This is a genomic window from Desulfovibrio sp. TomC (assembly GCF_000801335.2).
In the GTDB taxonomy this organism is placed as follows: domain Bacteria; phylum Desulfobacterota; class Desulfovibrionia; order Desulfovibrionales; family Desulfovibrionaceae; genus Solidesulfovibrio.
This window is the reverse complement of sequence record NZ_JSEH01000008.1, coordinates 1-23,788: the sequence shown is the minus strand read 5'-3', so window position 1 is coordinate 23,788 and position 23,788 is coordinate 1. Positions and strand designations below refer to the sequence as shown.

The 23,788-nt window shown below is 63.6% G+C and carries 21 protein-coding genes, 1 tRNA gene and 1 pseudogene; 16 read left to right on the top strand and 7 right to left on the bottom strand.

Annotation, left to right across the window (positions count from 1 at the left end; all coding sequences use genetic code 11):
• The first annotated feature begins 3 nt into the window (after nucleotides 1–3).
• The 5 genes from NY78_RS09140 to NY78_RS09120 all read left to right on the top strand — a co-directional run bounded on the left by NY78_RS09140 (nucleotide 4) and on the right by NY78_RS09120 (nucleotide 6,248).
• Nucleotides 4–606, top strand: a complete 603-nt coding sequence (locus tag NY78_RS09140; RefSeq protein ID WP_043634702.1) for a class I SAM-dependent methyltransferase — start codon at nucleotides 4–6, stop codon at nucleotides 604–606.
• Nucleotides 607–624: 18 nt separating this feature from the next.
• Nucleotides 625–2,013, top strand: a complete 1,389-nt coding sequence (locus tag NY78_RS09135; RefSeq protein ID WP_043634699.1) for a cytochrome ubiquinol oxidase subunit I — start codon at nucleotides 625–627, stop codon at nucleotides 2,011–2,013.
• Between the two features lie 69 nt (nucleotides 2,014–2,082).
• A complete protein-coding gene (locus NY78_RS09130; RefSeq protein ID WP_231583887.1) occupies nucleotides 2,083–3,081 on the top strand; it encodes a cytochrome d ubiquinol oxidase subunit II in 999 nt (332 codons plus the stop codon).
• Between the two features lie 4 nt (nucleotides 3,082–3,085).
• Complete coding sequence (locus NY78_RS09125; protein WP_043634692.1) at nucleotides 3,086–4,030, top strand: UbiA family prenyltransferase; 945 nt, start codon at nucleotides 3,086–3,088, stop codon at nucleotides 4,028–4,030.
• Between the two features lie 103 nt (nucleotides 4,031–4,133).
• Nucleotides 4,134–6,248, top strand: coding sequence for a PAS domain-containing sensor histidine kinase (locus NY78_RS09120; protein WP_043634689.1), 2,115 nt, complete (start codon nucleotides 4,134–4,136; stop codon nucleotides 6,246–6,248).
• Between the two features lie 358 nt (nucleotides 6,249–6,606).
• Here NY78_RS09120 and NY78_RS09115 read toward each other — a convergent pair whose 3' ends face one another.
• The 6 genes from NY78_RS09115 to NY78_RS09095 form a co-directional block, all read right to left on the bottom strand.
• Nucleotides 6,607–7,344 carry a DUF2231 domain-containing protein gene (locus tag NY78_RS09115; RefSeq protein WP_043634687.1) on the bottom strand — a complete coding sequence of 246 codons (738 nt, stop codon included), beginning with the start codon at nucleotides 7,342–7,344 and terminating at the stop codon, nucleotides 6,607–6,609.
• A complete protein-coding gene (locus NY78_RS09110) occupies nucleotides 7,341–7,769 on the bottom strand; it encodes a response regulator (RefSeq protein WP_043634683.1) in 429 nt (142 codons plus the stop codon). Before NY78_RS09110 ends, NY78_RS09115 begins: the two co-directional genes overlap by 4 nt.
• Before the next feature lie 124 nt (nucleotides 7,770–7,893).
• The gene (locus NY78_RS25235) at nucleotides 7,894–8,067 is read right to left on the bottom strand and encodes a hypothetical protein (RefSeq protein ID WP_197084223.1); all 174 of its coding nucleotides are present in this window, start codon (nucleotides 8,065–8,067) and stop codon (nucleotides 7,894–7,896) included.
• 12 nt (nucleotides 8,068–8,079) lie between these two features.
• Nucleotides 8,080–10,278, bottom strand: a complete 2,199-nt coding sequence (locus NY78_RS09105; RefSeq protein ID WP_043634681.1) for a SpoIIE family protein phosphatase — start codon at nucleotides 10,276–10,278, stop codon at nucleotides 8,080–8,082.
• Nucleotides 10,279–10,305: 27 nt separating this feature from the next.
• A complete protein-coding gene (locus NY78_RS09100; protein ID WP_043634678.1) occupies nucleotides 10,306–12,507 on the bottom strand; it encodes an ATP-dependent helicase in 2,202 nt (733 codons plus the stop codon).
• Entirely contained in the window at nucleotides 12,486–13,811 is a 1,326-nt protein-coding gene (locus NY78_RS09095) for an alkaline phosphatase family protein (RefSeq protein WP_043634674.1), read from the bottom strand. The genes NY78_RS09100 and NY78_RS09095 overlap by 22 nt, the downstream gene beginning before the upstream one ends.
• An 86-nt stretch (nucleotides 13,812–13,897) precedes the next feature.
• Here NY78_RS09095 and NY78_RS09090 point away from each other — a divergent pair.
• The 5 genes from NY78_RS09090 to NY78_RS09070 all read left to right on the top strand — a co-directional run bounded on the left by NY78_RS09090 (nucleotide 13,898) and on the right by NY78_RS09070 (nucleotide 16,261).
• A tRNA-Leu gene (locus NY78_RS09090) sits at nucleotides 13,898–13,984 on the top strand.
• Nucleotides 13,985–14,134: 150 nt separating this feature from the next.
• Nucleotides 14,135–14,386 carry a hypothetical protein gene (locus tag NY78_RS09085; protein ID WP_043634672.1) on the top strand — a complete coding sequence of 84 codons (252 nt, stop codon included), beginning with the start codon at nucleotides 14,135–14,137 and terminating at the stop codon, nucleotides 14,384–14,386.
• 102 nt (nucleotides 14,387–14,488) lie between these two features.
• Nucleotides 14,489–14,659, top strand: coding sequence for a type II toxin-antitoxin system HicB family antitoxin (locus NY78_RS09080; RefSeq protein WP_156180905.1), 171 nt, complete (start codon nucleotides 14,489–14,491; stop codon nucleotides 14,657–14,659).
• Nucleotides 14,660–14,676: 17 nt separating this feature from the next.
• A complete protein-coding gene (locus tag NY78_RS09075) occupies nucleotides 14,677–15,837 on the top strand; it encodes a metallophosphoesterase family protein (RefSeq protein WP_043634669.1) in 1,161 nt (386 codons plus the stop codon).
• Nucleotides 15,838–16,084: 247 nt separating this feature from the next.
• Nucleotides 16,085–16,261: a hypothetical protein gene (locus NY78_RS09070; protein ID WP_231583871.1), complete on the top strand. Its 177-nt coding sequence runs from the start codon at nucleotides 16,085–16,087 to the stop codon at nucleotides 16,259–16,261.
• Nucleotides 16,262–16,367: 106 nt separating this feature from the next.
• On the opposite strand, the gene NY78_RS09065 is transcribed toward NY78_RS09070, so the two are convergent.
• The gene (locus tag NY78_RS09065; protein WP_043634664.1) at nucleotides 16,368–16,646 is read right to left on the bottom strand and encodes a hypothetical protein; all 279 of its coding nucleotides are present in this window, start codon (nucleotides 16,644–16,646) and stop codon (nucleotides 16,368–16,370) included.
• Nucleotides 16,647–16,702: 56 nt separating this feature from the next.
• Between NY78_RS09065 and NY78_RS09060 the strand changes: the two genes are divergently transcribed.
• From NY78_RS09060 to NY78_RS09030, 6 genes and pseudogenes are all read left to right on the top strand, one after another.
• Nucleotides 16,703–17,449, top strand: a complete 747-nt coding sequence (locus NY78_RS09060; protein WP_043634661.1) for an SAM-dependent methyltransferase — start codon at nucleotides 16,703–16,705, stop codon at nucleotides 17,447–17,449.
• Nucleotides 17,450–17,871: 422 nt separating this feature from the next.
• The gene (locus tag NY78_RS09055; protein WP_231583870.1) at nucleotides 17,872–19,131 is read left to right on the top strand and encodes an ABC transporter permease; all 1,260 of its coding nucleotides are present in this window, start codon (nucleotides 17,872–17,874) and stop codon (nucleotides 19,129–19,131) included.
• 388 nt (nucleotides 19,132–19,519) lie between these two features.
• Nucleotides 19,520–20,479: a hypothetical protein gene (locus NY78_RS25230; RefSeq protein WP_197084222.1), complete on the top strand. Its 960-nt coding sequence runs from the start codon at nucleotides 19,520–19,522 to the stop codon at nucleotides 20,477–20,479.
• An 8-nt stretch (nucleotides 20,480–20,487) separates the two neighbouring features.
• Nucleotides 20,488–21,585 carry a sulfotransferase family protein gene (locus NY78_RS22870; RefSeq protein ID WP_047960107.1) on the top strand — a complete coding sequence of 366 codons (1,098 nt, stop codon included), beginning with the start codon at nucleotides 20,488–20,490 and terminating at the stop codon, nucleotides 21,583–21,585.
• Nucleotides 21,586–21,912: 327 nt separating this feature from the next.
• Nucleotides 21,913–23,436 carry an aryl-sulfate sulfotransferase gene (locus tag NY78_RS09035; protein WP_231583869.1) on the top strand — a complete coding sequence of 508 codons (1,524 nt, stop codon included), beginning with the start codon at nucleotides 21,913–21,915 and terminating at the stop codon, nucleotides 23,434–23,436.
• A 44-nt stretch (nucleotides 23,437–23,480) separates the two neighbouring features.
• Nucleotides 23,481–23,788: pseudogene (locus tag NY78_RS09030) on the top strand (beta-galactosidase); the annotation flags it as partial.

Here is a 23,788-nt window from a genome sequence, read left to right as displayed (position 1 = left end):
CGCATGGAAGTTAACTGGCCGGAACGGTTCTATTGTCGCAGCTTTGTCCGCAAAATCGCCCAATGGCGGGAAGTGTCCTATTTTCGCGCCGCCCACCCCATCCCCTCCGGGGCCAGGGTGTTGGAGATCGGCTGCGGCGACGGCGGCGGGGCCGCCATTTTTGCCCGGCGCTTTGCCCCGTCGCTCTACCACGGCCTGGACGTGGACCCGGCCATGGTCAAAGTGGCTGCCGGCCGGCGCAAGGGACCCGAGTGGGACAAACGCCTGTTTGTCCTGGGCGACGCCGAGCGACTGCCCTATCCGGACAACGCCTTTGACGCCGTGGTCAACTTCGGCATCATCCACCACCTGCCCGATTGGCGTCGCGGCGTGGCCGAAGCGGCCCGGGTGCTGCGGCCGGGAGGCGCGTTTTATTTCGAGGAAATCTATCCGCCGCTCTATGCCAACCCCTTGTTCCGGATTATCCTGGCCCACCCGAGGGAAAACCGGTTCCATGGCCCCGAGTTCCGGGCGGCCCTGGCCGAGGAAGGACTGCGCCTCTTGCCGGGATTCCACGAGTCGTGCCTCTTCATCCTCGGTGTGGCCATCAAAACCGCGCGCCCCTGACCGGGCCTGGGAGCTGCCATGGACTATCTGACCGATCCGCTCCTGCTGTCCCGGTTGCAGTTCGCCCTGACCACGGCCTTTCACATCACCTTTCCAACCCTGACCATCGGCCTTGGCGTCTATCTCGTCTGTCTCGAGGCCCTGTGGCTCAAAACCCGTGACCTGGCCTATTTCCGCCAGTTCCGCTTCTGGTCCGGGCTTTTTGCCGTCAATTTCGCCGTGGGCGTGGTCTCCGGCATCCCCCTGGAATTCCAGTTCGGGGCCAACTGGGGGCCGTTTTCGGCCACGGTCGGCAACTTCTTCGGCCAGATCCTCGGTTTTGAAGGCACCATGGCCTTCATGCTGGAATCGGCCTTTCTCTACATCATGCTCTTTGGCTGGAAACGGGTCGGCCCCAGGATGCATTTTTTCGCCACCATCATGGTGGCCTTTGCCGCCTCGCTGTCGGCCTTCTGGATTCTGGTGGCCAACTCCTGGATGCAGACTCCGTCCGGCGGCCATCTGGCGGGCGGCATCTTCGTGGTGGACGACTATCTGGCCGCCGTCTTTTCCCCGGACCTGCCCCTGGCCTTCACCCACATGTATCTGGCATGCCTGAGCGTCTCGCTGTTCGTCATCGGCGCGGTCTCCGGCATAAACCTCCTGCTTGGCCGCCACCCGGCCTTCTTCCTGCGCTCGTTTAAATTCGCCGCCATAGCCGCCCTGGTCGTGACCCCGCTCCAAGCCTTTGTCGGGGACCTAAACGGCCAGGAGATCGGCCGGCTCCAGCCGGCCAAGGTGGCGGCCATCGAGTCCCACTGGGACACCAACCAGCCCGGACAGGGCGCGGCCTGGAACATGGTGGCCTGGCCTGATCCGGCCAATGAACGCAACTCTTTTGAAATCTCCATCCCCTATGCCTTAAGCCTGCTCATCACCCATTCCCCCACCGGCATCGTGCCCGGACTCAAGGATTTTCCCAAGGAAGACCGGCCGCCCATTGTGCTGCCGTTTTATTCCTTTCGCCTCATGGTCGGCGTTGGCGGCATGATGGTCGCGGTCATGGCCTGGACCCTTTGGTGGTGGCGGCGCGGCCGGCTCACCCTGGCCCGGGCTTCGGAGAATAAGCCCCTGTATCTGGCCTGGGCGCTCATGGCCGGCGGGGCCTATCTGGCCGTGGTCATGGGCTGGGTCACCCGCGAAGTGGGGCGGCAGCCCTGGCTGGCCTATGGCCTGATCCGCACCGAGGGCGGCCATTCGGCCAACCTGTCCGCCGGCGAAGTGGGCCTGTCTCTGGTCGGGTTCATCGTGGCCTATACGCTTTTGAGCGCCGCCTTCCTCTTTTTCATGGGCAAGCTCCTGCGCAGGGGGCCAAATATGGACGAAATGCCTCCTGCCGGCCATCTGCCGGGGCGCACGGCCGGCTAATGCGCAACGAAACTTGTCACCCTCGGGCAACCACGGACAGGCACAAAGGCGGCAGAGATGGACGCACAGATGACCCTCGCTGATGTCTGGTACTGGATACTGGCCTTTCTGCTGTGGCTTTACGTCTTTACCGACGGCTTTGATCTGGGAGTTGGCATCCTGTGCCTGCTGGAAAAAAGCGAAGCCCGGCACAACGTCATGGTCGAAAGCATTGAAGGCGTGTGGCACGCCAACCAGACCTGGCTGGTCATGCTGGGCGGAGTGCTCTTTGGCGCGTTTCCGCTGGTCTACGGCACGGTGCTGGCCGCGCTGTACCTGCCGGCCGGGTTCCTGCTGTTTGCGCTGATGGCCCGGGGCATCGGCATCGAATACCGGGCCGAGGTCGCGGACAAGTGGTTTTGGACCAAGGTCTTTGGCTGGGGCAGCGTGGCCGTCACCGTGGCCCACGGCATCCTGCTCGGCGGCATCCTCCAGGGCATGGCCTTTGACGGGCTGCGCTACGTCGGCGGATCGTTTGACTGGTTTTCGCCCTTTACCATCCTGCTGACCGCCACGCTCTTGTGCCTCTACCCCATGTTCGCCGCTGCCTGGCTGGTCTTTAAGACCGAGGGCGGTCTGCAGGACACCGCCCGGATCTGGGGCCTGCGCTTCGGTTCGGGGGCCGTGGGCTGTCTGGTGCTGTTGGTGGGCTATATTCTTCTGGACGGCCATCTCGGCCATCTGGTCGGCCGGCCGGGCCGGGCCGGGCTGTCGCCAGGGTTCATCCTGCTGCTGGTCGTGGCCGTGCTCAACGCCGCCCTCTATTTCCGGGCCCTGGGCAAGGGCTGGGAACGCCGGCCGCTGATGTACAGCGCCGTCATGCTGCTGTTCGTCTTTCTGGCCTTTGGCACAAGCCTTTTCCCCATGATCGTGCCGCCGGGGGTGACCGCCGAGTCCGCCGCTTCGCCCGCGCCCATGTTGCGCATCATGCTCTATGTCATCGGCGGCTTCCTGCCGGTGGTCCTTTTTTACAATGCCTACCAGTACCGGGTGTTTCGCGGCAAGGCGGTCCCGGAAGACGAGGTCTAGCCGCTTGAAATCCGCCTCTTGCGTCGCTCCCGAAGGCCGGGGCTTTGTCCTGACCGTCTATCTGGCCCTGTCCCGCACGCCCCACGGCCTGCTCGATCTGGCCGGCCCGTTTTGCGCGGCCCTGCTGTGCCGGGGCGGCATGCCGCCCCTGTCCGTGGTGGCGCTTGGCATCATCACGGTCTTTGCCGGCTACACCGCCGTCTATGCCCTAAACGACATCGTGGACTACCGCTCCGACAAGCGCCAGCTCGAAGGCAGCGGCGAGGACGTCCGCGCCAACTACCTCGATGCGGCCTTTATCCGCCATCCTCTGGCCCGGGGCTGCCTGTCCCTGCCCGGCGCCATCGTCTGGTTCATCCTGTGGGCTCTGGTGGCCTTTGCCGGGGCCTATGCCCTAAATCCCGTCTGCGCCGGGCTGCTCGTCGTCGGCTGCCTGCTTGAAACCACCTACTGCCTGCTGTTGACCGTCACCCACCTGCGCGCCCTCATAAACGGCGTCGTCAAGGCGCTGGGGCCTCTGGCCGCCGCCTATGCTGTGGTCCCGGACCCCTCGCCCTGGTTTCTCGTCGGCCTGTTCGCCTGGGTCTTCACCTGGGAGATCGGCGGCCAGAACATCCCCGCCGACTGGCACGACGCCAGCCGCGACGCCCTGACCGGCGCGCGCACCATGCCCGTGGTCCTGGGCTACGCCAAAGCCAGCCGGCTGGCTGTGGCCATGCTGTCCGCCAGCCTGTTCCTGTCTGTGCCCCTCCTGCCCCTCTCGCCCCTGGCCGTGTCTGCGCCGCTTACCCTTATCGCCTGCCTTGGCGGGGCCTGGCTCCTGCTGCCCCCGGCCCTGCGCTTGGCCAAAAGTCTTGACGATGCCCAGGCCGCCGCCCTGTTCAACCGGGCCAGCGCCTACCCGGCCCTGGTCCTGGCCGTCCTTGTGGCCCATCTGCTCTTCCGGTAGACGCCCCGGCCCGGGCCTTGCGTGCCATTTGACGCCTTGAGACAATTCGGCAATCATGGATGGTGTGCCAATCCCTCGTGGTTCGACAAGCCCGGGAGCCTCTATGGAGCCATCGCAATCCTTTGCCATTCCCTGGACTTCCACGCTGGCAACGCTGCTTTCCCGGGGCGAAACCTGGCTCATGGAGCGTGTCCTGGCCTATGCCAAGGCCCAAGGCTATACGGCCTTCACCTCGACCCTGGTCGAAGCCTGGCGGGTGTCCGTGGCCGGGCTGACCGAAGCCATCATCGCTGCCCTCAAATGCCATGACGGCCGGACGAACGAGTATCCGCTCATCCCCATTGCTTCCGATGACCCCATTGCCGCATTCGCCATCCACGAGGCCGCAGTGCATCGCCACCGCGGCGTGACCCTTCCCATGTTCTGGGGGCTGCTCAAATACTACAAGCGGAGCTACCTCGATTTGGTGGATGCCGTCGATGAACTGCCGCGCGTGCACCACGCCGCCGCTCGGGACTTCGTCGCTGCATGTTTCGAGCGCATGGAATTCGCTTTCGTTCTGCGCTGGAACGAGCTGTCCGGACAAGACGCCCAGGAGGCCTTGGCCCGGGAAAATCTTGCTCTGACAAATGAGAAAAATAAGTATCTTACGGTGTTTGAATCCATTACCCACGGTCTGTTCCTGCTCGATGCCGACAGACGGGTGGAGAATTGTAATACGGCCGCGCTGCGGATAATCGGTTACAGCAGCCCGGCCGGGGCGCTGTATTATGGAACAGCCCGGCCGGAACAGCCTGGTGTTTATGAGAATATCCGCGGCCGCGCCCTGGAGGAGTTGTTGCCCTGGCTGGAACCGGTTTTGGCTGAACTCAAACAGTCTAACGACGACAGAGTGGAGATCGAAAAGACGGTCGGACACGGCGATACGGCCCGGCACTACAACGTTGTCATCGAACGGCTGCACGACGTATCCGGCAAATTCACCGGCAAGGTGGTCATGTGCCGCGACGTCACCGACCGTCGCAAGACCGAAATCGCCCTGGCCCAAAGCGAAGGACTCTACCGGACGCTCATTGACCTCATGCACCAGGGTGTGGCGATCCTTTCCCCGGATGGACGTATTGATTTCGCCAACCAGACCCTGTGCGACATGCTCGGCCGCCCTATGTGCGACATTGTCGGGCAACCGGCCACAGCCTTCATCCGGCAAGAAGACCACACGCGCTTTGCGGAGTCCCTGGCCGGCCGGCAGCAGGGGCAGGCCGAGCCCTACGAATTGACTATGCGCCGGGCCGACGGTCGACTGGTCACCGTCATGGTCTCGCCCTCGCCGTTGATCGGCCCCGACGGCGACTACCAAGGGTCGCTTGAGGTCCTCACCGATATCAGCCAACTGCGACAACTCGAAAGGCAACTCGCCACCGCCAAACGCCTGGAAGCCATCGGACAGCTGGCCGGGGGCGTCGCCCACGAAATAAACACCCCCCTGCAATACCTCTCCGGGAATCTGGAATTCGCCCAATCCAATCTCACCCGGCTCATCGAATTGCTCGACAGATACGAAGTCGCCCTGCAACAAGCCCAGTGCGGTCAGGCCCTGGAAACCGCCCGCCAGGCCATCGAAACCTTTCGCCAGGAACATGATCTGGAAATGGTGCTGGCCGAACTGCCCCTGGCCCTGAACGAAAGCCGGCTCGGAGCCGAACGCGTTGCCTCCTTCGTGCGCACCATCAAACGCTTCGCCCAGTCCGACGCCACAGGCCGACGCTGCATCGACGTCAACGAAGCCATTCTGGCCACGATCGAAGTGGCCAAAAGCGTCCAGGAATATCCCGTGGGCGTGGAAACCGACCTGGCCGACAATCTGCCGCAACTGCCATGCGTCCCGGGTGATTTCAATCAACTCCTGCTGTGCCTGCTCATCAATGCCACCCAGGCCAGCGAACACGGCCAGACATCCAATGCCTCCATCCGCGTAAGCAGTCGTCTCGAAGGCAATGCCATCGCCGTCGCCGTAAGCGACTTTGGCACAGGCATCCCTCTCCATCTCCAGGATAAGATTTTCAATCCTTTCTTCACCACCAAAGGCGTCGGGCAGGGCGGTGGGCAAGGGCTCTCTATCGCCTTATCCATCGTCGAAAAGCACAAAGGCACCATTCACTTCACCTCCGAACCCGGCCACGGCACGACCTTCCACGTCACATTTCCGTTGGAATAGCGGGGCGCTGCCCCGGACCCCGCCGGGACGCTGTCCCGGACCCTGCCAGGGCTTTGCCCTGGACCCACCGGGGAGGTCACCCCCCCCCGGACCCCCGGATGGGAGAGAGCGGTGAGTATGCAGTTGGCGGGAATGGCGGCGTGCGCGTGAGATCAATGGGGGCTGGGTTTTGGCTGATGCGCCTGACGCGGAGGCCGCGCCAGACGCATCAGCCAAAACCCAGCCCCCAACTCGCCAGCGGCCGGAGTGGTTTGCGCAATCAAAGCCTTGCGCAAACCACTCCGGCCGCATTTCTGAAATATGGGACGTGCCTTGGGTGGGTTTCCCGGCCGCCGGCGGCATCTGCTGTCTTTATTTACTAATCATCATGCGGCGGGAAGGTCAGCGCAGCGCCGAACCAGCCAACGACGGACACCAGGGGGAACAGGGCCAGCACGACCAGGACGAAGCCGAGGTGGTCGCCGGGGTGGGCCATGATGTCCGGGGTTTTGACGCATTCGATGAAGGCCCACAGGACGGCGAGAAACAGGACGGGCGTGGCGGCGAGTTTGACCAGGATGGGCGGGATGCGGGCTGAGGCGTAGTTGAGCCACCAGGTGAACAGGCCGGTGACGATGGCGATGGGGGTAAAGAGGGTGGCTGCGCCGAGGAGTACGGCCACAGAGGCGGCAAAGCCGGGCCAGCCGGTGACCAGGGCCAGGACGAGGCAGATGGGAGCCGCCACGCAAAAGGCGATGGGGAAGTGGACGGTCATGGGGTGGGGGTGGCGTTTGAGCATGGGGAAGCGCTTCATGAAGCGGGAGAGCCAGGCTGGGACCCGGTCGGCCACGGGTTCGGGCTTGAGGGCTTCGGCTTCGAGGATGCCGACTTGGGGGAAGCGTTCCAGGACGTCGGGGGAGTGGGGGGCCTGGGAGAGTTCGAGGCCCATATCGCCGCCGGCGTGGTGTCGGTTCATGTGTTTGCCGGCTTTCCACAGGCGGCTTGTGGTCACGTCGTAGACGATGCCGTTGTGGGCCAGGTAGACGGGTTTGCCGTCGCTGCCGTCGAAGCCGGCCAATTCCTGGGGCGTGAATCGCTTGTCCGGGGTCTGGCTCATGCGTTGCTCCTTTGGGTGGCGTGGTCGTCAATGATGTCGAATTTTCGCAGTTCGCCGAGGACCGTATCGATGGTGAAGGGTTTTTGCAGGAACGACAGGGCCTGCCCCTGGAAGAAGGCCCGGTAGACGTTTCGGGAGTCGTCGGAGGCGGAGACCATGATGACCTTGGCGGTATCGGCGATCCCGACGCCCTGGCTGCGTTCCAGGTGGCGCATGCCTTCCAGGGCCTGATGGCCGTCCATGCCGGGCATCATGATATCGAGAAAGATGAGGTCGTAGGGCGTGTGGTCGGCCAGTGACCGGCCAAAGGCGTCGAGGCCCTCGCGGCCGTTGTCTGCCAGATCGCAGGTGGCGTAGGGAGAAAGAATTTCCGCCAGGAAGCGTTTGCTGACGGGATCGTCGTCAACGATGAGGGCGCGCAGCATGAACTCTCTTTGTTGAGGCAACATAGGCCAAGACATCTGCCGGCAAAAACCTACCAGAAAAGACCTTGGCGTCAACTGATTCCGCCTATTTTCGACGGTTGCGCTCCTGTATGGGAGGGGCTTCTCAGCTTTTGGCGGTCAGGGCGACGGGGGTGCCGGCCAGCCCGCAATAGCCGGTCTCGGCGTCGGTGGCGCGCCACATCATGCACATGGTTCCCTGGCAGAATTTCATCTTGTCGTCATGGGTTGTCAGGAGCGGGCAGTATTTGAATTTGGCTTCTTTTTCGACGATCAGCATGGCGGGTCTCCTTTACGGGTTGGCGGTTCGGGTGAGGGCGGCGGCCAGCAGGGTGACGTCGTCAGCCAGGGGGATCGGACCCCGGAAGGCGTCCAGGGCGTCCATGAGGGCGCGGCACACCGCTTCGGGACCGTCTGGGGCGGCGGCGGCCAGGACGGCCCGGGTGCGTGCCTTGCCGAACATCTCGTCCTTGGCGTTTCGGGCTTCCCACAGGCCGTCGGAGCCGATGAGCAGGATTTCTCCCGGGAGCAGATCGGCTACGTGGCCGGTTTCGTAGCGGGCGTCGCCGGTTGCGCCAAGGATCATGCCCCGGCAGGAGAGTTCCGTGGTCTGGCCGGTGGCCGGATTGTGGCGCAGGGCGGGATCATGCCCGGCCCGGGCGTAGGCCGCCGTGCGTCGGACCGGGTCAAGCTCCATATAAAAGAGGGTCATGAACCGGCCTGTGCCCATGGTGTCGCGGGCCAGTTCCCGGTTGACGTCGGCGAGCACCTCGGCCGGCGTGCCCGGGGCGGCGGCCCGGGGACGCAGCAAGGCCCGGGCAGTGGTCATGAGCAGCGCCGCGCCCAGGCCATGGCCGGTGACGTCGCCGACCGCCAGTCCGACCCGTCCGGCCTTGGGGCCGTCAAAGGGCAGGAAATCGTAGTAGTCGCCGCCGGTTTCGTCGCAGTAGCGGCAAAGCGCGGCCAGGGCCAGTCCGGGAACGGCCGGGGGGGTGGCCGGCAGCAGGTTGCGCTGGATCTCGCTGGCCAGTTCAATGGCCTCACACAAGCGGAGGTGGGCGTCGAGGGTGGGGGCGAGATCGTTAAACACCCGGCCGAGTTCGGCGATTTCGTCGCGGCCTGTGGCCGGCACGCGCACGGTGAAATCGCCGGCCGCCAGCCGCCGGGCGGCGGCGGTGAGGGCCAGGATGGGGCGGGTGACGGCGCGGGAGGCGGACAGGGAAAGAAAGAGCAGGGCCAGCATGACCGCGCCAACGATGAAGGTGCCAAAGGTATAGAGCCGGCGGATGCTCCCTTCCACATCGCCGGCCACGGCCTCGGCTTCGGCCAGCACTTGGGCCACCGGGGCGATTTGCAGCAGGGCTTCGCCTTCGCCGGTTTTGGCGTAAGCGGCCAGACAATCCCGGCCGTTGTAGGTCAGGCGTTCGACGCCGGACGTGCCGGCGGCCACGTTGGCCGCCATGGCGGCCAGGGCGTCGCCGTCGGGCGAGGCCAGGGGGGCGGGGGTGACGAAGACCAGCCAGCCGTGGCCGCCGTGGCGGGGGCTGCGGGCCACGTCGCCGGCTTCGACGAGCAGGCGGGGGGGGCCGTCGTTTCCAGGTTCGGCCTGGACGAGGAGTGTTTCCACGTCGCCGGCCATATGGCCGGGGCTGGTCACCGAGGCCAGCAGGTCGTCCAAGGGCGTAAAGATGGCCGTGGCCCCGGCCACGGTCCCATCCGGGCGATGGACCGGGCTGCCCACGGCTACGGACACGCGCCCGGTGCCGGGTTCGGCCTGGGGCGGGGTCCAGACCGGGGCGGCGGCGGTGACCGCGGCCAGGTACCAGGGGGCCTGGGTCGGGTCCATGCGCCGGGGCGTGTCGGGGATGGCCGGGGAAACGACGGCCAGTCCGCTGGTCAGGGCGACGGTCTGGAAATGAGCCAGGGGGCCGGTCAGGGTGGCGATGCGGGTCAAGGTCGGGGCCAGGGCGGCCAGGGCGGCGGCGAGCGGCGGCGGGTTGGCGGCGGTGGAACCGGGAGGCAGGCGCAGCAGGACCCGCGAGGAATCAATCGGCAGGGGCAGCCGTTCGCCGTCGGGTTCGATGCGGAAGTAGCCCGGGGTTTCGGTGAAGCCGGCGGCGTCGGCCGGCGGCTGGCGGCGGCCCATGCCCATGCCCATGCCCGGTCCGGCCGCGCTGGAGAGGACGACCACCGCGCCAGAGAGGTCCTTGGGCGCGTCGGCCGCAGGGGCGGCCAGGGCGGCTTCCACGGCTGCCGCCTGCATGGCTGCGGCCAGGACCAGGGATTGGCGGCGGGCGGCGAGAATCCGGGCATGGTCTTCGACGAGCCGTTCCAGGTGGGTCTTGGCTTCGGCCACGAGATGCGCGCCGACGCGGCTGGAGAGCCGCTCGGCCAGATGGGATAAAGCCCGCTGGCTGTTGACGCGCAACAGCAAGAGCGGCACCAGGGAGATGGCTGCCAAGAGCCAGAAGAGTTTCCAGCGGATGCGCACGGCGACTCCGGTCGGCGGTCAGGAGGGTTAGGCCTCAGGCTTGGAAGCATCCTCCATTTCCAGATAGTCGGCAAGGATGACCTTGGGACCGAAATTCGGGAAATTGATGCGGTATTTGCCGCCGTCCAGCACGCCGATGATCTTGCCGCGCCCGAAAATCTTGTGGCGGCAGTAGCCCATGGCCGAAGCCGGCATCGGGGCCGGGGACGGCATCCGGGCGGACATCGGGGCCGAGGTGGCCCGGCGGATGGGCTGGCGCAGGGTCTGTCCGGCGGCGCTGCCCGAGGCCCGGGGGCTTGGGCAGGAGGCAAAGCTCTCGGCCATGTTGCCGCTGAGGCGTTCACGGCGCTCGGCCAGGACGCCGGTTGGCAGTTCGCGCAAAAAGATACTCGGCATGGCCGGGGAGCAGCCGCCGCCCTGGCGCTGGTAGAGGGTTTCCGGGGAAAAAAGGCCCAGGTATTCCCTGGCCCGGGTGCAGGCCACGTAGAGCAGCCGGCGTTCCTCTTCCAGGTCATCGGCCCGGGACAAGGCATGGCGCGAGGGAAAGCGTTCGTCCACGAGGTCGATTAACAGCACCGCCGACCACTCCAGGCCCTTGGCCGAGTGGACAGTGGAGAGCACGAGATGGCCTTCGCGGGATTTCTTGCGGTCCTCGTCCGGGTTTTCCAGGACCAGATCGGCCAAGAGGGCGTCGAGGTCGGCGTAGCTGGCGGCAATCTGTTCGAGTTGCTCCAGGCCCGCCTGACGGCGGGGATAGTCTTCGGGATATTTCTCGGCCAGAAGCGGGGCATAGGCCTCGATGACTTTGGAGAGGAGCTCGGCCGGATGGGGCGGCAGCGCCCGCAGGGCGTCGAGAAATTCAATGAGCGCCTTGAATTCCGGCGTCTTGGCCGCCATCTTGCCCAGCACCGCGCGGTCGCCGGCCCGGATGGCCTCGAAGATCTTGGTGGCCGTCTTGGGGCCGATGCCCGGCACAAAGGCCAGCACCCGGGACCAGGCCGGGAAATCGGCTGTGTTGCGGGCCAGACGCAGATAGGCCAGCACGTCTTTGATGTGGGCGGCGTCGGAGAATTTCTGGCCGCCGTATTTCTGAAACGGGATGCCGGCTTTGCCCAGTTCCACTTCCAGGGGATAGGACTGGTAGCCGGCCCGAAAGAGCACGGCGATTTCGTGGAGCGGATAGGCGGCGGTCAGTTCGCGCACCTTGGCCGCCACCATGGCCGCCTGGGTGAGATCGGAAAAGGGCCGCATGTACTGGGGCGTTGGGCCGTCTTCGCGGGTGGTGAACAGGTGCTTGTCGAACTTGCGGCTGGCCCCGTCCAGGATGGCGTTGGTCAGATTTAAGATGGGCTGGGTGGAGCGGTAGTTGCGCTCGAGTTTAATGAGCGTCGTGCCGGGAAAATAGGTCGGGAAATCGAGGATGTTGTCCACGGATGCGCCGCGAAAGGCGTAAATGGACTGGGCGTCGTCGCCAACGGCCATGACGTTGCCCGAGGCCGGGGCCAAGAGCCGGGCCAGGCGGGCCTGGACCTTGTTGGTGTCCTGGTATTCGTCCACCATGATGTAGCGGTGGCGCTGGCGGATGCCATCGGCCAGTTCGGGCGATTCGGTCAGCAGGCGTTCCAGGGTGAAGAGCAGGTCGTCGTAATCGAGCAGGTTATGCTCGGCCTTAAACGCCGTGTAGGCCTTGCCGAGACTGCCGACGGCATCGGCATAGGGCAGCAGATGAAAGGCCTCGCGGGTGATGATGTCGCCGACCTCGAATTCCTTGTTGCGGGCCTTGGAGAGCAGTCCCAAAAGGGCGCTCTTGCGGGGAAACGAGCGGTCGCCCTTGCCAAGGCCAAGCTTGTCCTTGCATTGGCCCAGCACATCCTCGCAGTCCGCGCTGTCCAGGCAGGTAAAGCCCAGGGGAAAGCCGGCCGCCTCGTGGTAGCGGCGAAGCGTGGCAAAGGCGAAGGCGTGAAACGTGCCGCCGGCCACCCCGGAGACGCCCTGGGACCCCATGGCCAGCAGCAACCCGGCCCGGGTCAGCATCTCCTGGGAGGCCTTGCGGGTAAAGGTCAGGAGCAGGATGGAGGCCGGGGCCACGCCCTGGCTGACCAGATGGGCCAGGCGGTAGACGATGGTGCGGGTTTTGCCGCTTCCGGCTCCGGCGATGACCAGGACCGGGCCTTCAGTGGTGGTGACGGCTTGCAGTTGGGCGGGGTTTAGCTCGCGCTCGAAATCCATGCCTGCTCTTTGGGTTCGGGAAGATTGAAATAGGCGGCAACCACGGCCCCGGCATCGGAGGTGCGGGCCGGGCGGGCGGCCTCACTGTCGCACCACAGGGCGTCAAAGGGGCTGTGGCAGCCGAAACGGCCGTAGTGTCCGGTCAGTTCCGTGCGGTTGTACTTGGCCGTAAGGCTGATCCCCTGGCGCGGGACGCAGACCACGTCCGGGGCGCGGCGGACCTGCCGGCCACTGTAGATTTCACCGCGCAGATGAATGGCCGCAAAGACCGGTTTGCCTTCGTGGGTGACGGTCAACAGTTCGTCGCGCAATTCATTGGCCAGCTTTTCGGCCACATGCTCGTGGAACACGCCCCGGGCGAAGCGTTCCTTGATGTTGATATAGATGCGCCCCGGGTCCAGGGCAAAGGCGGCGGTGTGGTGCGGCACGATGCGGGCGTCATATTCGTCGGCAGCCCCGGGCTGGGTCTTTAAAAGCCCCTTGGAGGCCAGCCAGACGTTGAGGTCAAACTCGGTCGTAAGCTCCACAAAGCCGTGGTCGGCCAGGGCGATAAACCGCTTGGGTCCGGGCAGGGCCTCGTAGCGGTCAAGGACGAGGCCGATGAGCCTGTCCCAGTCGGCCAGCAGGTCGAGGACCGGGCCGTGGAGCTGGTGTTCGCTGTGGGCCACAGCCGGGAAAAAGAAATGAAACAGGCGGTCTGTTTCGGTCAAAACCAGCATGAACAGGTCAAAGTCGCCGCCGGCCCAAAGCATCTCCAGAGCGGCGCGGCGCGAAGCCAAGGTGGCGCGAAGGCCCCGGGCAAGCCCGTCGAAATCGGCGGCGCCCCGGGTGGTGTCGGCCTCGATGCGGTAGCCGGCGAGCTTTAAATTCTGGGCCAGTTCCGGCGGATACACGGCCCGGGCCAGGTCGGTTTCCGGGAAGCCGGCGATGATGGCTCCGGCAAGCGGCCTGACCGGCGCGGCGCAGGGGATGTTGACCATCTTGGCGGTCAGCCCGGCGGCGGTGGCGCGCTCCATGATGGTCGGGGCGGCGATGGTGGAAGCGTCCACCGGACCGAGGCGGTAGCTGGCCGGGTCGATGCCGACAAAGCCGAAGATGCCGTGCGTTCCGGGACCGGCGGCGGTTAAAAACGAGGTCCAGTTGACCGGCGAGAGTTCCGGCAATTCGGCCTCGATGCTGGCGGCGTCCAGGGCCAGCAACCGGTCGAGGTTGGGGAGGCGGCCAGAGGCGGCGAGCGTTTTGGCCAGCGTCAGCGGCAGCCCGTCGAGTCCCAGGACAACGAGTCGTTTGCGATCGTGTGGCATGGCCGGGTGTGTAGCAGGAAAGGGGGATGCTGGCTACGCAGCGAATTGACGCGCGGCCGGATTCGAGGCAAGAAAGCCGACGCGGTGCCCGAGTGGCGGAACTGGTAGACGCCAGGGACTTAAAATCCCTTGTTCTTCGGGACGTGCCGGTTCGATTCCGGCCTCGGGTACCAATAAAATCAAAGGGTTGCGACGGTCAAAGACGGCCGGGCGTGACCTTTTTGTTTGGGGGAGGCGATTTTGTCCCCCGCCTGTCCCCCAGTTTCGGATTACGTGGCGTGAAATCAGGTGAAGATTGCGGAGGTCCGGGGCATCCACGGCAAGTGGAAAACCCTCTTCGTCCTGCCGTGCGCATCCCGTCCTCCATGCTCACGAATCCGAAACAGGAAAAGCCCTGGGCCAAGCGGCGAGTGTCGTGCCGAGACTATGAGGCTGCCCGGCCCTGGGCCAAGGCTGGAATGCCCCGGCAGAAGCGGGAGGCGTTTTTGCTGCTGATCCCGGGCGACGCCATGGATGCGCTCAAGCTCGAAGCCGACACCGAAGAACTGATCGAAGCGATGTTTGGAAAAGAGTAGCCCGCCAATCGACGCGAGGCTTTGACTTGGCTTTCCCCAGGCAACAGCCGCTTGCTCGAAGGAGCGCCATTGGCCTTGCTTACAACCGCCCCCAAAGAGTATTTGGGAAGCAGCAGATTCACTCTCGCCTTCGACCAAAAAGATGACGGCCGATTCATTGCCGAGGTCCAGGAGATTCCCGGCATTCTGGCTTACGGGACCACCCAGGCGGCAGCCAAGGCCATGGGCCTCGCTATCGCCCTTTGCTCCCGGACGACCGGATCGAACCTCTAACTCCGCGGGGGTCTTCCATGTCGCGCCACCATCTCTTCCGTCGCAGTGCCCTGACCTTCTGGCTCGTTGCGCTTGGTGCTTTCCTTGCCGGCCTTGCCCCCGATCAGGCCTTGGCCCTGCGCTTTGTAGCCATGGGAGATTCGCGTGGGTACACAACGGCTGCGCCCGTCAACAACGCAGTCCTGGGCACCGTGAACCAACAGGTGACGGCTTTAAATCCTTCTCCAGAATTCCTGATGTTTTATGGGGATATGTCCTATCGGGCCAAGATCGACGGCCAATATACCTACACGTCCTGGCTGAACTTCATGCGGACCCAACCGACGGGCCTGCCCGCCTCGCTGCCGCTCTATCTGGCCATCGGAAACCATGAATTGCACGAGGCCGGCGGCACTTCGGTCGGGGCTGAGGAAGCCGTTCTCATGCGCTCCTGCCAAGTGGCCTATCAGGATTTCATAACCGCCAACCTCTCAGCCCAATTCATGCCGGGCATCACGAATTACAATGATGAATACAAGTACCTGGCTTATTCATTTACGGCCGATAGCGGAAATTCGTTGTTTGTCGTTCTGGACGGCTTTTACGTGGACCCGAGTCAATCCTCGATCCCATACACGGCCTCCGGCTCTCTGAATCAGGCGCAACTCACCTATCTTCAGACGACCCTTGCCGCCAGCACCGCCAAGACAAAATTCGTCATTGTGCACAATCCAGCCTTTGAGCCGACCGATCAGGCCTACCACGCCTGTTGGACCCCAAGCATGTGTACGTTCTGGCAAATTATAAACGACCAAAACGTAACCGCCGTCTTCAACGGGCACACCCACCTGTACTCACGGGTCATGATCAATTCAAACTTCAACGCCAGTAATCCAACCTTCAATTTCACAAATTCGATACCGCAAATCGTTGCCGGCACCTGCGGAGCGCCTATTTCCGGTACAGGGGATGAACCGTCAATGCCAACGGCCCCGCCAAACTGGAATGAACAGTTTCAATTCAATTATGCTGTTGTCGATGTGGATAATTCAGGGCTAATAGGCAAGATAGTCGTCCATTCCTATTGCAGTGACGGGACCAGTCCTTGGAGCCTTTGCGACACCTATACCAACATTCCTTCTTCCCCAGCTCTCAACGACCTGCTGTTGCTGCAAAATGCCAATGGGCAGGGACAGTGAACCACTGCCTAAATGACGCCGCCCGTTCCCCTGCGGAAGCGGTGAGCGGGGGAGGGCAAAGCTCCCTCCACGCAACGATGCCAGCGCCGTGCGCGTGGTGGCCCTGGCCGCAGCAAGCCTGAAACCGGCAACGATTCCAAGGTGTTATCGTCCTGCCGGGGAAAGACGGGGGACAGACACAGCAATGCGTGATAATTCTTGCAGGTGGAACTAAATGTGATACTCTCTCCGAATGGGAAAACCTCTCGTGCACGTCAAAGTTGGCATAGTGCTTGAGCATGTTGTTTCTGGTGCTCTGGATGCTTTGCTTGCCGATGGCAACTATGATGACGCAATCGAACTGAATTCGCGTTTGACGGATGTCGATTCAAGTGAGGCAGCCATTCAAGAAGTGTTGAAGTTCGTGGAATTCGATATAGAATAGGCGGGCCAGCAAAAGAAAGCGACCCACCTCCGAATGGAAGCTGGCCGCCCCTTGCGATCTCTTTACCGCCTATGCACCCAACCAAGCCACAACCGTGGCCGGCTCCCTACGCCAGTAATCCCCGGCCGATTCTGGTACAGTCGTCGGTGGAGCGCGTAATTGTCAGATGGATATGGTTACGCATGGTGAACCTCCACCGGATCAGCGCCCACCGGGTCGGCTTCGACCCCGGCCCCGACCATGGCGCATATTCCCGCAACCGGACGTACAAGGGCGGATCGTTGAAGTCCGCCATGGCGGAAATAAACGACTCGGCAACATCCGCCAGCAGTGCCCCCGCCGTCTTGGCAAGGCGGTCAATATCCTCGTCGTCGTCCGTGGGCATGGCCGCCAAGGCGGCGCGTTTCGAATCCCTTCACACCCATAAGGAGATTTTCCACAGTGGACATTCCACGGATATTCACCATTACGGAAAGCGCGCACCGTATTCACAACCCGTTCACCCCTGAAAAGTTTGCCACTCTTGGCGCGGCGTTGCGTCTGGAGTCGGGGGACCGGGTGCTCGACCTCGGCAGCGGTTCGGGGGAGATGCTGTGCACCTGGGCTCGCGATTACGGCGTCATCGGCGTTGGCATCGATATGAGCCAGTTGTTTGTCGAGCAAGCGAAACGCCGTGCTGTGGAACTCGGCGTCGCCGATCAAGTCCGGTTCATCCATGGCGATGCTGCCGGTTATGTCTCTGACGAGAAGGTTAGTGTGGCAGCCTGTGTCGGCGCCACGTGGATCGGCGGCGGAGTCGCCGGCACTCTCGAGCTCCTGGCGCGAAGCCTGTGCACCGGAGGGATCCTCCTCGTCGGCGAACCCTATTGGCGGCAGTTGCCGCCGACGGAAGATGTCGCCAAGGGGTGTCTTGCCGGCGCAATCACCGACTTTCGCATGCTTCCGGAGCTGCTCGCGTCTTTCGGCCGCCTTGGGTACGACGTCGTTGAAATGGTTCTGGCTGACCAAGACGGCTGGGACAGATACGAGGCGGCCAAATGGCTCACCATGCGCCGCTGGCTTGAAGCCAATCCCGACGACGAGTTGGCGAAAGAGGTTCGCGCCAAGTTGACCTCTGAACCCGAGCGCTACGCCGTTTACACGCGCGAATACCTGGGCTGGGGTGTGTTTGCGCTGATGCCCCGATGACCGGTTGGGGCATCCGGCGAATCGTCAACGCCTGGGCCGCGCCACAGCGGGAGACGGCCGGGTGCGACCGTTCTTTTTGGGGAAGGCGGTTTTCATCCGCCTGTACCCATCCATAGGAAACACAACGGTCTGACCACTCGCAGCCCGGCCGCCAGACCCAGAGCGTCAGGGGCGACAGGGCTTCAACGCACAGCCCCGCCAAGGGAACAATCATTGCACGCCTCTCTCAAGGAGACCGGCCGTCTTGGGACAACGCGACAGCTCGGAGCGATAGCTTCTTGCTGCCCCTGAAACAGGGCGAGGAGGAGACTCCCGTACCGCGTGAGTCAACGGGATTCCCGGCAGGCCTGTCCGGTAAGAGCATCGCGTGGCCCCGGACAGCCGCGCCATTGGACACCGGCTGTCCGGCAACGAGGTCGATTGTGCTTGAAGCCCGCAGTCTCATGGTTCTGCCGCGCCTGCTGTGGCGCATCCAGCCCAGCGTCTTGCTGGCCGTTCTGGCCCACAAGGCCCGCAGCCTGTTTGTCATCGCCTCGGTCGCCCTGGGGGTGGCCACACTGACGGTCATTGTCGCCGCAGTGGATGGCGCCCGGGAAAAAGCTCTGGAGATCGTCGGTCTCTTTGGCCCGGACGCCTTGCTGCTCATGGGCGGCGACATGGGCAGCAAGGCTGTGGGCCAGCGCTTCAACACCCTGACCCTCAACGACGCCAAGAGCATCAGCCGCTCGCTGCCCGGGGTCAAAGCCGTGTTGCCCATGCGCTCCATTCGCTTCGTGCGCGTCAAATACGGCAACAGAAACCACGAAACCCCGGCCATCGTCGGCGCCGCTGCCGGGTATGCCGCCATCTGGAATTGGCCGCTGGCCGAGGGACGTGACCTCTCCGCCGAGGACGTCGACAGCGGAGCCAAGGTGGCCCTTATTGGCGATGCCCCGGCCAAACAGCTTTTCGGCGACGCATCGCCCATTGGCCGCACCATTTTCATCAACCAGCTGCAAGTGCGCATCATCGGCCGTCTGGCCTTCCGAGGCATTACGGGCGGCGGCTCGGACATCTCCATTGATGACCGCATCATTTTGCCCATCACCACGCTGACGCAGCGTCTCCATCATGATCGTCTGACCGTGCACAGCATTCGTGTGAAATTTTACGATCCGCAGTTTATGGATGACTACTCCCGGAATTTGCGGACATTGTTGCGATATCAGCACCGGCTTGCAACGGCCGATCCTGATGACTTTACCATTGTATCGGCTACGGAAATCCTGCGCTTCCTGACGGCCTTTACCGGCGGCATCGTGGTTTTTCTGGGCCTAACCGCGGTCGTAGCCATGCTGGTTGGCGGCTTTGTCCTGGCAAATCTGATGTTTCTCGGAGTCACCGAACGTCAGGAAGAGATCGGCTTGCGCAAGGCCGTGGGCGCAACCGGAATCGCCATCACCCTGCAGTTTCTGTTCGAAGCCCTTTATCTGACGGTGACGGGCGCAGCTTGCGGCGTGGTCCTTGGTACGGCGCTGGGAGCCCTTCTCTCCAGTTTCGGTTTGCTCAGTCTGCACCTTTCCCTGAAAATCATTTTGCTGGCCCTGGCCGCAGCCCTGGCCATCGCCTTGGTCTTCGGCCTCAAACCGGCACTCAAGGCCGCTTCCCTTGATCCCATTGATGCCTTGCGTGGCGGCGGATAGAGTTGCTCTTGCGAACTGTTGTGCCTGCATCCTTTTGAGGGGCTTGCGAAGGGGGCTGGCGGCAACTATACTTATAGCCTATCCGTGCCGGACTTCTTTATTGGCTTTTTGAATCGGGGGCAGCTGTCGTCAAAAGACATAGAGCATGTTGTTTCGTAACTCTGATACTGCATCGGAGCATATGATGATGGCCGGGCAGAGGGCTTTGCAACTTTATAGGCGCGATATGCATATTTATCGACAGGGAGGACTTTTCTCGCGCCGTCTGCCGGTGCAGGCGACGCCGGATCTCCGTGACGGAGACGTCGTGTTGCGCCTTCCGGCCAGCACTCCGTCAATTGGCATCGCATCGGTCATGTTTTCAGGTTACTCCCATTGTGGAATGGTGTTGCGTATCGAACATGGCTTGCAGGTGGCCGACTGTTATCCCGAAGTTCCGGATTCACCGGGAGGGCCGCGCCTTGTGCCCTGGGATGCGTGGTCCACCGTGGACGACGGAGCCGGCATGGTCCAGTGGGCGGCGTTACGCTGGCCAGGACTCGACCCGGCAGCCTGCCGCGAAGCGGCCCGCCGCGTCATGGATCGGTCCCGTTTCTCCCTGTTGCCGGACGGCCGGGATGGGGCAGCCGACGAGGCCCAGAGCGAATCCTCAAATTGCGCCACGCTCCTCACGGCCATCCTGGGCGAGCTTGGCGTGGATCTTTCCGGCATCGACCGGCTGTGCGGCATCGCCAACCACACCTTTGGCCGGTTTCTCGGCCTGGTTGAGGCTGGTTTTTATGAATATTTCGACTGCACCTGCTCGAAGCATTTTTTGGATCTGTCCCGGGAATACGGGCTGATAGATCGGTTGCCGGGCCAGAGTCAGATGCTGCCGCCGTCGTTTGCCGAGATGCTGCCGGGTTTTGAGATGGCAGCCTATGGTCGCCCAGCCGGGCCGCATCAGGCGAGCATCGGGCCATGGCTGGATTTCTACCGCCATCTTGTGCCTGGTTTTCGCGCCGCCGTGCGGACCCACGGCCTTTTGCCGGAGCAAACGCCGTCGGAACTGCTGCGCAGGGCCGGGAAACCTTTTCGCAACGCTGTAGCCACCCTGGACACCCGGCAACGGATCGACGGGCCGAGTCTCGTTCGGACCATGCTGCTGCAGTTGGCCGACTCCCCCGGCCCCTATTTGAGCCTGCCCATGGCGGCCTGGTGCGCCATGCACGCCAAGTCCGACCTGATGCGTCATATCGTTGGAACGACAAGTGTGTGCGCCGCCTCCGTGCTGGATCTCGCGGCCAGACTCGGCTGGAAGCCGTTACAGCTTTTTCGCCGTCTCCCGGGCGTGTTGCGCCCGTCGTAAAGGACGCTATGGAATACGCCAATTGGCTGTCCCGGCTGCTGTTGCACCAAGGCTTTTCCCGGCAATTTGCCTTCCCCATCGTTGACAATGCCGCAACGGCCCAGGCCATTGGTCTGCTGCGGCATGTCTTGCCGCGCCAGCATCCTGTGCCGATCCGAAAGCCCATTTTCCTGTTGTGCCTGCCGCGAACTGGCTCCACGTGGCTGCAGGAACTCTTGTGCGCCCATCCGGACGTGGGCTATTTCACGCATCTGATGCACCATTTTCCAAACGCCATCCAGGAAGCCTGCACACTGGCCCGATTGCTTGGCCTGGAGGCCCGGGGAGAGCGGTTTATCCGCGATTCGGTGGTCCAGGGCCTGGGCAGTCCGTCTGAAGGGCTGGCGCTGTGGGGGGAATGGCTCGGACTCGACCCTGCCTGTCTGCAATACGAAGCCCTGACCGTGGCAGATCTCGAGCCGGGTACGGTCCGGGACATGCGCCAGACCATGGGCATCGCCCTGGCTCAGTTCCCGGGACGGTCCCGGTTTTTCTGCAAGAACCCGGCGTTGATTCCCTATGCTCCGGTATTGGCGGAGCTTTTCCCGGACGCTGCGTTTATTCATCTCGTGCGTGATCCGCGCCTGACAGCCAATTCCATGCAAAAGCTTCTGGTGCGCTGCGACGAACAACTGACAGCCCTCAAGGCCGGCCGGGCTCGACTGACCATGCGGCTTGACCGCTTCATCCCCTACCCGCGCCTCCCCCGTCTGGTGGAATACATGGATCGGTTTGGCCCGGACGATCTGCGCACCACAGCCCGATTATGGCGTGACGCAGCGGCCTTTCTGGACGAGCAGGCGTCGCGCCTGCCACGGTTGCTGACCGTGCGCTTCGAGGACGTCCTGGCTGATCCGGCCGGAACCGTGCAGACGATCCTGGATTTTTGTGAACTTCCCGGGTTTGCCCCGGGCCACGCCGCATTTCGGGAACTGTGCGCGCGAACGGGCCGTGTCGCCCATATCAACCGCTACCAAGGCTATGCTATGATCACCGACGTCTGCCGGGACGCCATGGTCCGGTTAGGCTATGATCCGACTGCCCCGCCCCCGGGGACGAACGTGTGATCTGTGCGGCAGCAAAAGGCATCAGGGGAGGGGGAATCCCGGACAATCCCCCAACCATGCTCCTTGGTCAGCAACCGCCTGAGAGCGATTTGAAGAAACCCGGCGATACAGCGGGAATCCTCTTCACTGCCGGGCGGCGTCCGCGTTCCACTTGGGAAATGTGCCGGCGAGGGATGCCGGTTGCCTCGGTCCTGCCCGGCCTGCCTTGACTTGGCGGAGGGTTGCCGCTACCCACGTAATGGTGTTTTGGGTTTGTCGTGCATTGGGTGTCGGGACGTCGTCCACCTTGCCGCGGCAGGAGGCCCCGACTGTGCGCCCTCGATGCCCATGGCCTCGCCGCATGGTGCCGTCGACCCCGCGCCGACCGAAGCGCTTGTGCGGGCCGACCGTTCGCCCAGGGATCAGGCCATGACCAACGTCAGCGTCAATGAACAGACCGTCGGCCTTTTTACCGACACGGCCTTGGCCCAACCGGGGCTCACGCTTATTTCCACCATGTTCGGCTACGACACCTGGCTCATCGACAACCAGGGCCGCGTCGTCAACTCCTGGACCAGCGACAGCGTCGGGGCCGGACCGGCCTATCTGCTCGACAACGGCGACCTCATCCGTTCCGGCATCGCCTATCTCAACAAGTACAACCTCGAACTCAACGCGCCCTCCGGGGGGCGCATCCAGGAGTATGACTGGACCGGCAATCTCGTCTGGGATTATGAATATATCGGCGAGGACTACAGCCAGCACCACGATTTCAGCGTCATGCCCAACGGCCATGTCCTGCTCATTGCCTGGGAATACAAATCCCCGGCCGAGGCCTGGCTGGCCGGGCGCGACCCGTCGCTGCTTTCGCCCAAGGGCCTTGTGGTCGACTCCGTGGTGGAGGTCGCCAAAACCGGACCCGCCACGGGGGAGGTGGTCTGGGAGTGGCATGTCTGGGACCATCTGGTGCAGGACGAAAATCCCGGCCTGGCCAACTACGGGCAGGCAGTGAATTCTCCCGAGCGCATCGACGTCAACTACGCCGGAACGCCCATCAAGGACACGACCGACGCCGATCCCGACTGGAATCACGTAAACGGCATCGACTATAATCCCGAAACCGATCAGATTGTCTTAAGCGTCCACACCCTCAATGAAGTCTGGATCATCGATCACAGCACCACCACGGCCGAAGCGGCCGGGTCCACCGGCGGCAAGTCCGGTCACGGCGGCGACCTCCTCTACCGCTATGGCAATCCCCAGGCCTACGGGGCCGGCGACAGCACCGATCAGGTGCTCTACGGCCAGCACGACGCCCAATGGATCGCCGAGGGCCTGCCCGGAGCCGGCAATCTCCTCATCTTCAACAACGGCTGGCAAAGTCCCCAAGGGGACGCTTCCCACGTCCTGGAGGTGGCCCTGCCCAAGGACGCCGCCGGCAACTACCTGATGGGCGACGACGGGGCCTTTGCCGCGGCCGACGTGGTCTGGAGCTATCCCGACGGCAATGACCCGAATTTCTATGCCGCCTACGTTTCCGGGGCGCAGCGCCTGGAAAACGGCAATACGCTCATGACCCTGGGCAGTACCGGCACGGTTGTCGAAGTGGACGCCCTTGGCCATGAGGTCTGGCGATACGTCAATCCCGACACGGACATGGGGCTTCTGGCCCAGGGAGAGGAAGTGCCGGCCGTGGGCCTTGGCACGGTCAACAACATTTTCAAGGCCGTGCGTTACGGCTATGATTTTGCCGGCTTTTGGGGCAAGGACCTGACCGGCGGCGCGCTGCTTGTAAGCAGCGACAACGCGACCATGGGGACCGGCGCGGCCCAGGGGGCAATCGGGCCGTCCCTGGCCGTGGTCATGGCCTGACCGCCAGGGATGGGGCGGGGCCGCGTGTCCCGGGGAGAGGTGTCATGTCCAGTCGATCCCATCTGTTGCCGGCCTGTCTGGTCCTGCTTGTCGGTTTGCTTCTTGGAGCGGCCGCGCCCGGCCTGACGTTGACCAGCGCCGTTGTCCGCAATGCCGGCCAGCCCAGGCTCATGATCGACGGCCGGCCCGTGACCACGGGTTTTTTTGAGGTCTACTACTATCCAGCCTCGGGCCAGCCCATCGCCAACCAGCCTGAATACCGTGATCCTCGCTGGCTCGAGGCCATGCGCCGGGCGGCGGATACGGCCGTGGCCCAGGGCGTGCGGCTGGTCATGGCCAGCGTCTGGTGGGG